8 protein-coding genes are annotated in these 15765 nt (G+C 65.2%); 2 read left to right on the top strand and 6 right to left on the bottom strand.

What is annotated here, in order from left to right:
• Window positions 1-3 precede the first annotated feature (3 nt).
• The 5 genes from ileS to F8O07_RS05480 form a co-directional block, all read right to left on the bottom strand.
• Window positions 4-3279 carry an isoleucine--tRNA ligase gene (gene ileS, locus F8O07_RS05500; protein ID WP_158031812.1) on the bottom strand — a complete coding sequence of 1092 codons (3276 nt, stop codon included), beginning with the start codon at window positions 3277-3279 and terminating at the stop codon, window positions 4-6.
• A gap of 286 nt (window positions 3280-3565) precedes the next feature.
• A complete protein-coding gene (locus F8O07_RS05495) occupies window positions 3566-4000 on the bottom strand; it encodes a pyridoxamine 5'-phosphate oxidase family protein (RefSeq protein ID WP_158031098.1) in 435 nt (144 codons plus the stop codon).
• Between the two features lie 79 nt (window positions 4001-4079).
• Window positions 4080-5315: a lytic transglycosylase domain-containing protein gene (locus tag F8O07_RS10545; protein ID WP_192496653.1), complete on the bottom strand. Its 1236-nt coding sequence runs from the start codon at window positions 5313-5315 to the stop codon at window positions 4080-4082.
• Window positions 5316-5478: 163 nt separating this feature from the next.
• On the bottom strand, window positions 5479-8505 hold the full coding sequence (locus tag F8O07_RS05485) for an FAD-binding and (Fe-S)-binding domain-containing protein (protein ID WP_158031097.1): 3027 nt from the start codon (window positions 8503-8505) through the stop codon (window positions 5479-5481).
• Window positions 8506-8661: 156 nt separating this feature from the next.
• Window positions 8662-10179, bottom strand: a complete 1518-nt coding sequence (locus tag F8O07_RS05480; protein ID WP_192496652.1) for a L,D-transpeptidase family protein — start codon at window positions 10177-10179, stop codon at window positions 8662-8664.
• Window positions 10180-10394: 215 nt separating this feature from the next.
• On the opposite strand from F8O07_RS05480, the gene valS reads away from it, so the two are divergent.
• On the top strand, window positions 10395-13040 hold the full coding sequence (valS, locus tag F8O07_RS05475) for a valine--tRNA ligase (protein WP_158031095.1): 2646 nt from the start codon (window positions 10395-10397) through the stop codon (window positions 13038-13040).
• A gap of 825 nt (window positions 13041-13865) precedes the next feature.
• Here the strand turns inward: valS and F8O07_RS05470 are convergent.
• Window positions 13866-14489 (bottom strand): hypothetical protein, encoded by a 624-nt coding sequence (locus tag F8O07_RS05470; protein WP_158031094.1) that lies wholly within the window; start codon window positions 14487-14489, stop codon window positions 13866-13868.
• Between the two features lie 173 nt (window positions 14490-14662).
• On the opposite strand from F8O07_RS05470, the gene F8O07_RS05465 reads away from it, so the two are divergent.
• Window positions 14663-15751, top strand: a complete 1089-nt coding sequence (locus F8O07_RS05465) for a radical SAM protein (protein WP_158031093.1) — start codon at window positions 14663-14665, stop codon at window positions 15749-15751.
• Window positions 15752-15765 lie beyond the last annotated feature (14 nt).

Raw genomic sequence — 15765 nt, 5'->3', positions numbered from 1 at the left:
GGTTCAGGCCTTCTCGATCAGGATGCCGACCCGCTCGCCGTCGCCGACGGGCTGGTCTGCCTCGTCGCCGAGCGCTTCGACGGTGACGACATGGAGGTCGGTCGCAAGTGTCTCGGCGGCGATCAGATCACGATTGGCCTCGAGCGCCGCACGCACAGCCTCGTCGCCGCCCAAGGTGAGGTGGATGCGATCGCTGATCTCGAGTCCGGCTGCGCGTCGTGCCTGCTGCACCTGGCGCACCGTGTCACGCGCAAGCCCTTCGGCGGCGAGCTCAGGGGTCACCGCGGTTTCGAGCAGGACGAAACCGCCGCCGGAAAGCAGCCCGACCGCGTGATCGGTGCCTCTGTCAGAGCTCGCGTCGGCGACCAGATCGATCGAGTACTCCCCCGGCTGCAGGGCGATGCCGCCCGAGACGACTTGGTCGCCCTCTGCACTCCAGTCGCCGGTCTTGGAGCCCTTGATGGCGGTCTGCACCTCGCGCCCGAGACGTGGGCCGCACACCCGAGCATGCACGGTCAGTCGCTTTGACACACCGAAGCGCTCTGCGGTCTGCTCGCTGAGCTCGACGAGGTCGACCGACTTCACGTTGAGCTCGTCACGCAGGATGTCGGCGAACGGAGCCAGCGCATCCGCGCCCGCCTCGACGACGGTGAGCTTCGACAGCGGCAGACGCACCCGCAGGTGCTCGGCCTTGCGCAGCGCGAGGGCGGCGCTCGAGACGTCGCGCACTTGGTCCATCGCGGCGACCAGGTCGTCGTCTTTCGGGAACGCACCGGCGTCGGGCCAGTCCTGCAGATGCACGCTCTCGCCCCCGGTGAGATCCTTCCAGATGCGCTCGGTGACCAGCGGCAGCAGCGGAGCGGCCACACGCGTGACCGTCTCGAGCACTGTGTAGAGCGTGTCGAATGCGTCGGTGTCTTCGCCCACCCAGAAACGGTCGCGACTGCGTCGCACGTACCAGTTGGTCAGCACGTCTGCGAACTGCCTCAGCGCGTCGGTCGCGTCGACGCCGTTGAGGCCTTCGAGCGCGACCTCGACCGTGCGCACCAGGTCACCGGTCTTGGCCAGCAGGTACTGGTCGAGCACGTCGGTCGAGTCGGTTCGCCACTTCGCCTCGTAGCCGGACGCCGACGAACCGGCGGGCCGTGCCGTGTTCGCGTACATCTGGAAGAAGTACCAGGTGCTCCAGAGCGGCAGGATGACCTGGCGCACACCTTCGCGGATGCCCTCTTCGGTGACGATCAGGTTGCCGCCGCGCAGCACCGGGCTCGACATCAGGAACCAGCGCATGGCGTCCGAGCCGTCGCGATCGAAGACCTCGTTGACGTCGGGATAGTTGCGCAGGGACTTCGACATCTTCTGCCCGTCGTTGCCGAGCACGATGCCGTGGCTGATCACGTTGGTGAACGCCGGACGGTCGAAGAGCGCGGTGGCGAGCACATGCATGTTGTAGAACCAGCCGCGGGTCTGCCCGATGTACTCGACGATGAAGTCAGAGGGGTTGTGGGTGTCGAACCACTCTTTGTTCTCGAACGGGTAGTGCACCTGCGCGAAGGGCATCGAGCCCGACTCGAACCAGCAGTCGAGCACCTCGGGCACGCGGCGCATGGTCGACTTGCCGGTCGGGTCGTCGGGGTTCGGGCGGGTGAGCTCGTCGATGTAGGGCCGGTGCAGATTGTCGACCTTCACACCGAAGTCCTCTTCGAGCTGCTCGATCGAGCCGTAGACGTCGACGCGCGGGTACTCTGGATCGTCGCTCTTCCACACCGGGATCGGTGCGCCCCAGTAGCGGTTGCGCGAGATGTTCCAGTCGCGGGCGTTCTCGAGCCACTTGCCGAACTGACCGTCTTTGACGTTGTCGGGCACCCAGTTGATCTGCTGGTTGAGCGCGATCATGCGGTCTTTGACCTTGGTCACGTTCACGAACCAGGCAGGCAGCGCCATGTAGATGAGCGGCTTGCCGCTGCGCCAGGAGTGCGGGTAGGAGTGCTCGATGGTCGCCTGTTCGAGCAGACGGCCGTGCGACTTGACCAGCTTGATCAGCGTCTTGTTCGCCTCGAACACGTTCACTCCGGCGACCTCGGGCACGCTGGGCAGAAACTCACCCGCCTGGTTGACCGAGAGCACGACGGGGATGTCGTACTTCTGGCAGGTCAGCTGGTCGTCTTCGCCATAGGCCGGAGCCTGATGGACGATGCCGGTGCCGTCTGTGGTCGACACGTAGTCAGCCACCAGGATCTGCCAGGCGTTCTGCGTGCCGTACTGCTCTGCATCGGCGAAGTAGTCGAACAGCCGCTCGTAACGCACGTGTTCGAGTTCGGCTCCCAGCAGCGTACGCTCCACGGCATCCTGCGCGGCCTCGGCAGAGTCATACCCCAGTGCCTTCGCATGCGAGCCGACCAGATCGCGGGCCAGCACGAACCGTGTGCCCGCAGGCGAGCCGTCGCCTGCACCGGCCTCACCGGCAGGCACGACCGCATAGACGATCTCGGGGCCGACCGCGAGCGCGAGGTTCGTCGGCAGCGTCCACGGGGTCGTCGTCCAGGCGATCGCCTTGGCACCCTCGAGCCCGAGCGCGGCTGCTTTGTCGCCGGTCAGCGGGAAGGTGACCGTGACGGTGGGATCCTGACGCATCCTGTAAGCGTCGTCGAGCTTCGTCTCCTGGTTCGACAGCGGCGTCTGCTCGTACCAGCTGTAGGGCAGCACACGATAGCCGTCGTAGATCAGGCCCTTGTCATAGAGGGTCTTGAACGCCCAGATGACGCTCTCCATGTAGGTGAGGTCGAGCGTCTTGTAGTCGTTGTCGAAGTCGACCCAGCGGGCCGAGCGAGTGACGTACTCGCGCCACTCGTTGGTGAAGCGCAGCACGCTGGCGCGAGTCGCCTCGTTGAACTTCGCGATGCCGAAGGTCTCTTCGATCTCGCGCTTGTCGGTGATGCCGAGTTCTTTCTCGGCCTGCAGCTCAGCGGGCAGCCCGTGGGTGTCCCAGCCGAAGCGGCGCTCGACGCGCTGGCCGCGCATGGTGTGAAAGCGGGGAAAGACGTCTTTGGCATAGCCGGTCAGCAGGTGCCCGTAGTGCGGCAGACCGTTGGCGAACGGAGGGCCGTCGTAGAAGACCCATTCGGGGGCGTGCTGGTCGCGTCGCTGGTCGATCGACTTCTGAAAGGTGTCATCACCCTTCCAGAAGGCCAGGATGCCCTGCTCGACTGCGGGGAAGCTCGGCGAAGGCTGGACTGATTCGGGATGCTCGCTGCCGGGGCTGGGAAGCGGATAGACCATTGCGCGTGTCACTCTCGTGCTCGTTCACCTGCACGAGGACGCCGCCCTTCTGCGAAAGACGTGCGCGGTACCACCTCGCTTGCTCGCCTGTCTCATCTGATGACGACACCGACGAACCGCTTCTCTTCGGCTGTCTCGGGCCGGACCCGTCTGGGTCTACTGCGCCTGTCGTTCGCGGCGACCAGCGGTTCTTCCAGATGCTCCCCGGTGATGGCCGGATCAGTGCAGTATCTCAGTGTAGCGCGATCGGCCCGACCCCGCAGAGGCCACGGGGTGCCCCCCGCAATCAGGCTGCGCCCTCCGGTTCCGCCTCCGGCTCTGGACCGAAGGCGAATCGACGACCCGTGATCTCGCTGACCACGATGCGCACTACGTTCTCTTTGACGGTCGGCACCCACGGCCTGAGCCCGGCTTGTTCGGCCGCTTCGAGTGCGCTCTCAGAGGTCAGCACCTCGGCAGTTCCTTTGGCCACGACACTCCAACCGCCCGTCTCGGTGTACTGCTCGGTCTGGAAGGCGACCTTCGGGTTCGCCGTCACACCGAAGAGTTTCGTGCCGGGAGCGGTGCGCAGCAGGATGCTGCGGTCGCGAACAGCGTAGTTCACGGGCAGCACCTCAGGGGCATCGTTGACGATGAAACCGAGATGGCCGAGGGTGTTCGTGGTGAACAGCTGCCATGCCTCGTCTTCGCCGACTCGAGTGATCACTGTGTTGTCTTCCATACATCAGATGTACACCCTGTGGTGAGAAGAGTCCACTCTGGACGTCGAGTGGCAGAGGCCTCGCGAGCCTCGGTGAGCGTCAGTACCAGCCGGTCGACTGCGAGTGACCCCAAGCGCCACAGGGCGTGCCGTAGCGACCGCGAATGTAGCCCAGCCCCCACTCGATCTGCGTCTGAGCGTTGGTTCTCCAGTCAGCTCCGACTGAGCCCATCTTGCTGCCCGGCAGAGACTGCGGAATGCCATAGGCACCGCTGCTGCGGTTCTCAGCGTTGACCTGCCACCCAGACTCTTTCTGCCAGAGATTGACCAGACAGACGAACTGGTCGTTGCCCCAGCCCATCTGGGCGATGCGCGACTGAGCGTACGCCTTCGCCGCCGCAGGAGACGAACCGCCGCTCGGCGCTGGGGCCGGAGCTGGTGCCGGTGCAGGCGCAGGAGCAGGCGTCGGCGTCGGAGCGGGAGCAGGACGGTTCGGTGCAGCTGGCGTCTGCGGCTGAGCCGGCGCGCTGCTGCGGGCTGGCGCACTGTCGGAGGCTGAGGCCTGCGGCTGATTCGATGCGGCGATCGAGGCCGCCAGCTCACGCTGTCGCCGCTCCTCGGCCTCCTGCGCCGCAGTCGTGCGCTTGATGTCGGCAAGCTGCTGCAGCAGCCCCTGCTGCTGGGTCTGCAGAGCGCTGACAGCCGCGTCAGCCGAAGCGGATGCCGCACTCGCGGCCTGAGCGTCACTCTCGGCTTCGCGGGCGAGACGCTCGCGTTCGGATTCCACCTGCTGCTGCTGGTCGGTGAGCGCCTGGAGCTCGCTGGCTCGCTGCCCTGCCTCGGTCATGCGCTGATCGGTCTGCTGCGAGACCTGCCCGAGTGTGGTCAGCCGCCAGAGCGCGGCAGAGGGATCGCGACTGGTCACGAGCTGCCCCGCCGGGTCTGCCTCCATCCCGGTGCCTCGCGCGAGCTGCTGCACTGCGGAGGTGCTGTTTCGACGAGCTTCGTCGGCGGCGGCGCGAGCGGTGTCGATCTGTCCCTGCAGCGCCGCCACCTGCTCTGTGGCCGTGGTGAGGGCCTGTTGGGCGTCGCTCGCATCGCCCTGTGCTCGTACCGCGGCGTCACCGGCTTCGTCGGAACGTTGCTCGAGATCATCGAGCTGCCCGTTGATCGCGTCGATCTGCGACTGGGTGTCACCGGCGGCATCGGCACGGGCGAGAGGCAGGTCGACCCGCCCGGGGGCGAGCGACGAAGGGGTGACCGCGAGAGCGGTCGCCAGCGTGCACGCAGCCGCAGACCCTGCCGCCCAGCGCAGCGGTCGTCGTCTCGAGGTCATCCGGTCTCTCACTCTCCTGCAGCAATGCGTCGTCAAACCGAGTGAGGCGAGAACCGCCCCCAACTCGTCACGACGACACTCTCGACCCTAGTCAACCCATGCCGTGTTCGCATCTGCGCCCGCGAAGCCAGAGCTGGCAGCCGCAGAGAGGCTCCCGCCCCTGTCAGTACCTCAGGTGCAGCCCGTCGGCCAAAAGCTGGGCGAGCGCCCGCCCGTCTTTGCCGGCGAGGTTGTCTGCCTGAGTGCGACACGAGAACCCGTCGGCCAGGTAGACGTAGTCACCGCCGCAGCTCTGGTCGGCCTCGCGCAGCGCCGGCAGCAGAGCGTTCTCGGCGACGGCGACCGAGGTCTCGTAGTGCCCCTTCTCCATACCGAAGTTTCCGGCGAGCCCGCAACAGCCGGCCAGCTCGGTGAACTCGACGCCGGCACGTTTGAGCAGCGCACGATCGGGGGCGAACCCGATCACCGAGTACTGGTGGCAGTGCGGCTGCACCACTGCCGTGGTGCCGTGCAGATCGGGCAGCTGCCAGTCGGGCCTCGGCCCGAGAGGCGCGGGTGCGCTGAGCAGCTCAGAGAGGGTGAACACATGGTCAGCGACGACCTGCGAACGCGGATCGTTCGGCAAGAGGTGCAGCAGGTCACTGCGCAGCACCGCCGTACACGAAGGTTCAAGCCCCAGGATCGGAATGCCGCGAGCCGCGAACGGTCCCAGCTTGCCCAGCAGATCCTCGAGCCGGGACTTCGCGCCGTCCAACTGTCCGGTCGTGATCCAGGTCAGCCCGCAGCAGGCGTTGTCCGGCGGCAGCACCACCTCATAGCCGGCATCTTCCAGCACGGCGACGGCCGCCCGTGGAATCTCCGGCGCGATGCCGTTGCTGAACGAGTCGGTCCACAGTACGACCGGGGTGCGAACTCCCGCCCGCCGCGCCGCCACCGCGCCCCGCCGCGCGTCACTTCCTGCAGCATCCACAGGAAGCATGCCCGTCGCCGCCCCTGCTCGCCCGCCCACCGACGCGACCCAGTCGACATCGGTGAAGAAGTCATGCGAGCGTCGTCGACCGTCGCGTTTGAGCCAGCGCCCGAACTGCTGAGGGGCGAAGCCGGGCATGCGCCGACGACGATCCATGCCGCCGCCTCGGATGATCGCCTGCTGCACGCCGGGCACTTTCATGATCGCGTTGACCGCTGCCGGAGCGATGCCCACCAGGCGCAGCCAGCGCGGCAGCCAGCCCAGCGAGTAGTGCGATATGGGCCGCACCCGTCCCTTGTGCTTGTGGTACAGCACCTCAGACTTGTACTGAGCCATGTCGATGCCGGCCGGGCAGTCGCTCGAACAGGCCTTGCACGAGAGGCACAGGTCGAGCGCGTCGGCCACCTCGGGGGCATCCCACCCGCCGTCGACCAGCGTTCCACGGATCATCTCTTCCAGCACACGGGCGCGTGCGCGCGTCGAGTCTTTCTCGTCTTTGCTCGCCTGATACGAAGGGCACATGAACCCGCCGGCGGCACGCATGTCGGCGCGGCACTTGCCGACCCCCATGCAGCGGTGCACCGCCTTCGAGAAGTCGCCGTGATCGCTCTCGAACGAGAAGCCGCCGGATGCCGGCACCGGCCCGGCGTTCGGGCGTCGCACGTGCTCGTCGATGGGATCAGGATCGACCAGCACGCCCGGGTTGAGCAGAGAGTCCGGATCGAACACGCCTTTGACCCGGCGAAAGAGATCGATCGCGTCAGCAGAGTACATGCGCGGAAGCAGCTCGGATCGCGCCCGACCATCACCGTGCTCTCCCGAGAGCGAGCCGCCGTAGGTCGCCACGAGATCGGCGGCGCGCTCCATGAAGTCGCGCATCACCTGCGGGTCGCGATCAAGCGGGAAGTCGATGCGGATGTGCGTGCAGCCGTCGCCGAAGTGGCCGTACATCAGACCGTCGAGTCGGTACTCCTTCATCAGCGCGTCGAATCGACGCAGATACTCGCCGAGGCGGGCGGGCGGCACGGCGGCGTCCTCCCAGTTGGGCCAGGCCTGCTCCCCTGCCGGCGTGCGACCGCCGAGACCCGCTCCATCTGCTCTGATGCGCCACATCGCGGTTGCATCGGGCCCTGGTGGGAAGACCGCGACCTCGTCGCTTGCGGATGCCTCGGCGAGCTGGTGGGCTCGCTCGCGGGCATCGGCCTCGTCGACGCCGCCGACCTCGACCATCATCCAGCCGGCACCCGTGGGCAGTTCAGGCACCGCACCATCGCCTTTGTGCTGACGCACCACATCGACCAGCCTGGAGTCCATTCCCTCGATGGCCAGCGGCTTCAGCGGCAGAAGATTGACCACGTCGTCGGCCGCCTCGAACATGTCGGGGTAGCCCAAGACGACGAGGTGCGGGGCGGTCGGCACCGGCACCAGCCGAATGGTGGCCTGCAGGATCACGCACAGCGTGCCCTCCGTGCCCGCGAGCATGCGTGCCAGATTCTCTTTGCGCTCGGGCAGCAGATGCTCGAGCGAATAGCCTGACACCTGGCGGCCGAACGTGCCGAACTCTCGACGGATCGTGGCGAGACCGCCGTGAACGATGTCACGCAGCTCGGGAAACTCGTCAAGGCCGGTCGAGGCCGTGAACCGACGACCGGTGCCGTCGACCACATCGAGATCGATCACCTGGTCGGCGCTGCGCCCCCAGGCGAGCGCATGGGGGCCGCAGGCGTTGTTGCCGATGGAGCCGCCGATGGTGCAGCGCGTCCACGTGGAGGGATCGGGTCCGAAGCGCAGCCCGTGCGGGGCGCCGGCTTTCTGAATCGCTGCGAGCAGCACACCGGGCTGCACGACGGCGGTGCGGGCTTCGGGATCGAGCGAGAGGATGCGGTTGTAATGCCGAGAGGTGTCGAGCACGATGCCCGGGCCGATGGCGTTGCCAGCGATCGACGTGCCGGCACCGCGCATGGTGACCGGCAGCTGGTGCGATCGGGCGATGCGCATGACTGCGACGATGTCTTCGGCCGTGCGAGGAAAGACAACGGCACGTGGAGCGACGCGATACACAGAGGCATCTGACGAGTACTCGGCCCTGCGGCGCGTGCCCGAATCCACATCGGCCGCACCACCGCTCAGCGCACCCGCGATCTCGGCGACGATGTCAGCGTCCAGCGCTGCAGCATCCGCCGGCGGTCGAAGCACCGGGGTGCCGGCCAATGTCGACATGCGATCTTCCTTTCGAGACTCCCCCGTGCGTCATGGAATGAGTTTTGCGCCCATGTGCGCACAGGTCGAATCTTACAATGCATGCAACGATGTGATCGGCGAGCGCACGCCCCCCCCCAGACCTGAGAGCTGAGCGTTCGAAGCCGGTGCTTCGAATCAGTAGTGCACTGAGACCGGAGTGCCGATCGGGGCGAAGTCATAGACCGTCTTCGCATCGGTCTCACGCAGGTTCACGCAACCATGGCTCATGTCCGAGATGCCGAACTGGTTGTGCCAATAGGTGCCGTGCAGCGCCTGGTCGCCGTTGAAGAACGTGGACCATTTGACGTCTTTGGTGCAGTAGTCGTACTGGGGCGTGCAGCCCATGTTCTGCACCGTCGTCTTGTACCAGACCTTGTAGTTGCCGACCTTGGTCGAGGTCTTCGCCGCCTGCATCGCCCCGGAGTTCGTCTGCAGGCCGGGAGACATCGGGAAGGTCGTGACGACCTGACCGTTCTCGATCAGCGAGGCCGAGCGTGACGCGAGGTTGATGTCGATCTTGCGGTCAAGGGTCTTGGTCTCGAACGGCACTTCGGTGACCGGCAGATCGAACGAGCTGTCGCCTGCGGCGGCCTTCGTGGCGACGTCTTCGGCGAAGGACGTCACATCGCCCAGCGTCTTGCCGGTGCTGCCGGGCACGAGCACGACGTTGGCGTCAGAGGCAAGCACCGTCTGCGTCTTGGGCGTCGGGTCGAGCTTCGCAGGTGCATTCTGCTTGACGAAGTCGCTGATGGCCTTGGCGTCGTAGACCGCGCTGAACTGGCCGTCGCGATCAGAGATTTTGACCCACGACCCGACCGTGGCCGCATCGGCCGTGATCAGCGGCTTGCCCCCGGCCTGAAAAGTCATCTTGCGCACGAGCTGCTGCGCCGTAGGCAGAGCGGCATGAGCCTGTTCGTCGGTGATCGTGGGCTGCACCTCACTCTGGCTCACGCGCTGAGCCGTGGAGTCGCCATGGACGAAGGAGTCGAGGAACGCCGTCTGCACGGCGGCCGCGTCGACTCCCTGCCCAGCTTGCCCGGGAACGACGGTGAACGAGGCCTTCGCAGCCTGATACTCCAGGCTCGGCTCGGTGACCGTATAGGCCGCTGGCCATGCCTCAGAGAAGAACGTGCCCTCTGCCGCAGCATCGGCTGAGACCTGCGGAGAGACGGTCGAGGAGCTGTTCCACCGCCAGAACTGCCAGGCCGGCTGACCTGCGATCACGTCATGCGCCGTCTGCTGCGCATCGATCTGCAGCCCCAAGTCGGCGGCGCTGACCTGCTGCTGCGTGCCGTCGAAGCTGAACGGCACCGAGTGCTGATCGAACTGACGCTGAATGATCTGTGCCGCCTGTTCGCCGCTCTGACCACCGAGGTCTGCGCCGGCATACGTGACGCCGGGAGCGACGTGGTCAGCTGAGTACCAGGCCCCGAAGCCGATGGCGGCGAGCACGAGCACACCTACCCCACCCAAGATGAATGGTGCCTTGCGGCGGCGCTTGCGAGCAGGCCCAGTCGTGTCAGAACCCCGGTCGGACCCTCCTGCGGGAGGCATGCCGCCTGCGGCCGCGACATCGATCAGTTGGGTCGTGGGCTTGGCACCCGGAGTCGTCCCCGTGCCGGTGCCCCGATCCAAAGTGACGTTGTCCCCCATGGGCATGCTTCCTCTCGCCGTGCAGCCTCGTAAGCGAGACGGGCACTGATGTCTGTCGACTCATATTAGTACAGACAACCAAGCTCGCCAGGGGACGAAACGCCCATGTGTATGCTGAATTCGATCGACCTTTCGTCGACCCCTATCCGACATTCAGGCACACAGCAGCCCTTTTCGGCTCATGACGCGGTGCCGCACATACTGAAGGAGCACCTCTGGTGACCGATTCCGCTGCCAACGGCATCCCCGACAAACCCGCACTCGAAGGCCTCGAGCAGAAGTGGAACGCCAAGTGGGATCAGCAGGGCACCTTCCACTTCGATCGCGATGCCGCCAAGGCCAAGGGCGTCTATTCGATCGACACGCCCCCGCCCACCGCATCCGGCTCACTGCACATCGGCCACGTCTTCAGCTACACGCACACCGACGTGATCGCACGGTACCAGCGCGCGCAGGGCAAAGAGGTCTTCTACCCGATGGGCTGGGATGACAACGGCCTGCCGACGGAACGACGCGTGCAGAACTACTACGGCGTGCGCTGCGATCCCTCACTCCCTTACACTCCAGACTTCGTTCCCCCGTTCGAAGGCGGCGACGGCAAGAGCGTGAAGGCCGCCGATCAGCAGCCCATCTCGCGTCGCAACTTCATCGAGCTCTGCGAACGCCTGACCAAAGAAGACGAGAAGCAGTTCGAGCAGCTCTGGCGCTCAGTGGGGCTCTCGGTCGACTGGAACCAGACCTACCGCACCATCGGCGACGAGTCGATCACGGCCAGTCAGCGGGCATTTCTGCGCAATGTGGCGCGCGGTGAGGCGTATCAGGCGGATGCTCCCACGCTTTGGGACGTCACCTTCCGCACCGCGGTGGCACAGGCCGAGCTCGAAGACCGCGAGCGCGACGGCGCCTATCATTCTCTGGCCTTCCACGGCACGGGCGCACATGACGGCGAAGACGTCATCATCGAGACGACTCGCCCAGAGCTGCTGCCTGCCTGCGTCGCGCTCGTGGCGCATCCCGACGACGAGCGGTACCAGAAGCTCTTCGGCACCACGGTGCGCACACCCCTCTTCGGTGTCGAGGTGCCGGTGCTCGCCCACCGTCTCGCCCAGCCCGACAAGGGGTCGGGCATCGCGATGATCTGCACCTTCGGTGATGTCACCGACGTGGTGTGGTGGCGCGAGCTGCACCTGCCGAACCGCACCATCATCGGCCAGGACGGTCGCGTCATCGATCTGAGCCCGGAGTGGATCACCGACGAGCAGGGTCGCGAGGCCTTCGCTCAGCTCGTGGGCAAGACGGTGTTCTCAGCCCAGAAGGCCGTCGTCGCGGCGCTGCAGGAATCGGGCGAGATGCTGGGCGACCCCAAGCCGATCAAGCATCCGGTCAAGTTCTTCGAGAAGGGCGATCGCCCGCTCGAGATCGTCAGCACGCGCCAGTGGTACATCTCGAACGGCGCGGGCGACGAGAAGCTGCGTGCCACGCTGAAAGAGCGCGGAAACGAGCTGGAGTGGCACCCGGCGTTCATGCACGTGCGCTACGACAACTGGGTCGACGGCCTCAACGGAGACTGGCTGGTGAGTCGTCAGCGCTACTTCGGCGTGCCGATTCCGGTCTGGTACCCGATCGATGCCGAGGGCGTCACCGACTATGAGCACCCCATCGTGCCCGATGAGTCGCAGCTTCCGGTCGACCCCTCATCCCAGGCGCCCGCCGGCTTCGACGAGTCGCAGCGAGGGCAGGCCGGCGGCTTCGTCGGCGAGGTAGACGTGCTCGACACCTGGGCGACCTCCTCGCTCACTCCGCAGCTGGCCGGCGGCTGGGAGCGCGATCCTGAGCTCTGGGATCTCGTCGCACCCTATGATCTGCGCCCTCAGGCGCAGGACATCATCCGCACCTGGCTGTTCTCGACCCTGCTGCGCAGCGAGCTCGAAGATCACCGCCTGCCGTGGTCGCACACCACGATCTCGGGCTTCATCGTCGACCCCGACCGCAAGAAGATGTCGAAGTCGAAGGGCAACGTCGTCACCCCGCTGAGCCTGCTCGAGCAGTTCAGCTCGGACGCCGTGCGTTACTGGGCGGCTGCCTACAAGCTGGGCACCGATGCCGCGTTCGACCCGCAGAACCCGAAGCAGATCAAGGTCGGCCGCCGTCTGGCGATCAAGATTCTGAACGCGGCCAAGTTCGTGCTCGCCTTCGGTCAGGCTCCCCAAGGCGCGCAGGCGACGAACCCGCTCGACATCAGCCTGCTGGCGACGCTGGCAGAGGTCGTCGAGCAGTCGACCAAGGCTTTCGACGCGTACGACCATGCTCGTGCGCTCGAAGTGACCGAGTCGTTCTTCTGGACGTTCTGCGACGACTACATCGAGATCGTCAAAGAGCGTGCCTACGGCGCGGCCGGCGACGCCGAGCGAGACTCGGCTCTGGTCACCCTGCAGACGGCACTCGAGGTGCTGCTGCGGCTCTTCGCGCCGTTCATCGTGTACGCAACCGAAGAGGTCTACAGCTGGACGCACGACGAGTCGATCCACCGTCAGCCCTGGCCGACTGCTGCCGAGGTGCTGGCTCCTGCGGCTCGCCCCGCCGAGTCAGCCGATGCTGCTGGCGACGATATCGACGACGACGTGTTCGCGGCGGTCAGCGATGCGCTGATCACCTTCCGCCGGGCGAAGACCGAGGCGAAGGTCAAGATGCGCACCCCGATCGTGACGGCCACGCTGCACGGGCCGGCAGACCGCATCCAGCAGGTCGCTCTCGCGCTCGACGATCTGCGTTCGGTCGCCAAGGCAGAGCAGATCGTGCTGGCCGAAGACAGCGAGCAGTTCACCGTCAGCGATGTGGAGTTCGGCTCGCTCGACCAGTAGGCGGTCTGTGGCAGGCCGAATTGAGAGGCGGGTGCTCAGTGGCATCCGCCTCTTCGCCCATCTGTCGCTGTGATTCCGGCCGGACTGTCACTTCAGCGATGATCTGATGTTCATGTCAGATCCTTGGGTGGGCAGAATGCTGTCCATGGATCTGTTCATTGTCCAGTGAGGCTGGGTATCCGTGAACCGTCTGGCAGTTCCTGCTGGGAATATGTCGGGGTGCCTGGTGGGCAGGCGACGCGGGTGAAGGCGTCGGCGTGTGCTTGGGTCCCGAGGGTGACGGGAATATTGATACATGTCCGTGCCTCAAGGGGTGCGTCAGGGTCTCGTTGGGGTATGTGCCAGGGGTCAGCGGAACCAATATAAATAAAGACCACGAGGTGGAATATGGAATGCTGGTCGTCCAATGATTCGACGGACAGCACACCAAAGGACAGTGATCTCACAGTGGCTACTTCTGGAGTTCTCAGCCAGTTCAGGACATCAGATTCCGTTGTGCTCAATGGCACACCAGAGCCAAGCTTTCCGGTGTCAATCGCTCGGTTCATCTCTCGAACCACGCCTTCGGAGTAGATGTTGATGAACCGTAGCTCGTTCGGGCTTGGAGCAGGCGGATCGTCATCAGAACAACCACTCAAACAGAGCGTCGCAGCGAGAACAGACACGAAGACAGCACACAGCCGCGCAACACCACCGCACCAACGACGACACGACATATTCATCACCCTTTGCTCAGGTGTCGGGGTACAGAGTTCAGGCGATCAGTCGCCGGCTGCACGAATGACGAACGCAGACGGCATCGCCTCGATCCTGCACGCAGGCTGACTAGAGTCCTGCTTGTTCGGCAGTCGCGGGCAGCTTTGGCGGCCCGGCGCTGACCTCTTCCTCCATGGCGGCGAAGTCACCCCTGCGCGCGGGCTCAACGACTGCGTGATACCAACCGTCCGGGTTCGCATGATACTGAGTGGTCTGAGGGAGCGAAGTCCACTCTTTCAACTTGTCCAACGCCTTTCGCAGAGCGTCAGAGTCGCCTTCTCTCTGCGCTCTGACGGATTCTGCTTCCCACGCCCAGGCATAGAAGGAAAGCGCCTGCCCGACTCCCGTTCCGGCCTCGTACGTCAGCTCGACCTCACCGGCCCCGAACCCTGCAGACGATGGGTCTGTGGCGAAATCACTTCTGACCACCATCTCGGACAGTGAGGGCCATGAAACGCCGTCTGGCAGCTGCAGGTCATTCGCAAGGCTGCCTTGGATCGCCTGTGTGTATTCGTCCTCGACTGAGGATAACGGCCCGGAGCTGGAGGGCACTTCTTGCTCTTGTGCCTCTTGCTCTTGTGCTGCTTGCTCTTGTGCTGCTTGCTCTGGCGCAGCCGAATGCGAACTCAGCAGGAACACGGCGACTCCGATGACCACAGCGAGGAACCCGAGAGCCCCCAGAATGACAGACACTCTTCTCATATTCCCCGCCCCTTTAACCTGCCTGCGACACCCGCATTACGCACACTAGCAGAACCGAGCTTCCGGGCAGCTGACCGCAGGCACACGTTGGGCTCGTCTCGGTCTTCGTAGCGACGAGCGACGACCAGCTTGACGATCATTCGAATATATGTTCGAATCACATCATGCGCTGGCATGCACAAGAGACTGCACACACCGACCTCGATGCTCTGAGCGGACTCGACCGCATCGAAAGCCTCAGCGAGGTCACCCACGAAGTCCACACCCCAGGGTTCGCAGACCTCGTCTACCACGAGGTGCTCGCGCGTTCCGCGCTGAACCGTGTGCCAGACGCGAGCAGCGAGTTTCCCGGGGCCTACACGATCAATCCCTATCGTGGCTGTTCGCACGCGTGCACCTACTGCTTCGCTCGGGGCAGCCACCGGTACCTCGACTTCGACACAGGTCACGACTTCGACACGCAGATCGTGGTCAAGACGAACATCGTCGAACGCCTGCATCAGGAGCTGCGCACCTCGCATGTCGGCCGCGTGCCGTTCGTGATGCTCGGTTCGAACACCGACCCATATCAGCGCTGCGAGGGTCGCTACGCACTGATGCCCGGTATCTACCGCGAGCTCGCGCAGGCAGGCATCGGCTTCTCAGTGCTGACGAAGGGAACGCTGATCAGACGCGATCTGCCGCTGCTCTCCGAACTTGCGACACAGGTGCCGGTGAGCGTGTCGATGTCGATTCCCATCGTCGACGACCAACTGCGCCAGCAGTTCGAGCCGGGCACGCCGAGCGCTCAGGCTCGACTGCGCACAGTATCCCGTGCGCGTGATCTCGGCCTCGACGTCGGAGTGTTCCTGATGCCGATTCTGCCGCTGCTCACCGACAGCCGGTCAAGCCTCATGCACACTCTTCAGGCTGTCGGAGAAGCCGGTGCCCACCGCGTGCTCTATCAAGTGCTGCACCTGCGCCCCCACGTGCGCCCATGGTTCATGCGCTGGCTGCGGGAGTATCATCCCGACCTTGTCGACAGGTACACCGAGCTGTACCCGAAAGGAGACCGAGCGACCAGCGACTACCGGCGCCACCTCGCAGGGTTGATCAAGCCGCTGATCTCGTTGTATCGGCTCGACGGCTCTCAGCCTGGGGCACAGGCTGCTCCCACTCCCCGAGCACCTCGGCCGCAGCACCGGGGCGCAGCGAAGACGCGCAGCCGATCCCCGCTGGCGACTGACGCATCCGCGGTGCCCACGCTGTTCTGAAACAGCTCACCGGA

This window comes from Pseudoclavibacter sp. CFCC 13796 (assembly GCF_008831185.1).
Classification (GTDB): Bacteria; Actinomycetota; Actinomycetes; order Actinomycetales; family Microbacteriaceae; genus Pseudoclavibacter_A.
The sequence above is the reverse complement of the archived record's forward strand: the minus strand, read 5'-3'. Positions and strand labels throughout refer to the sequence as shown.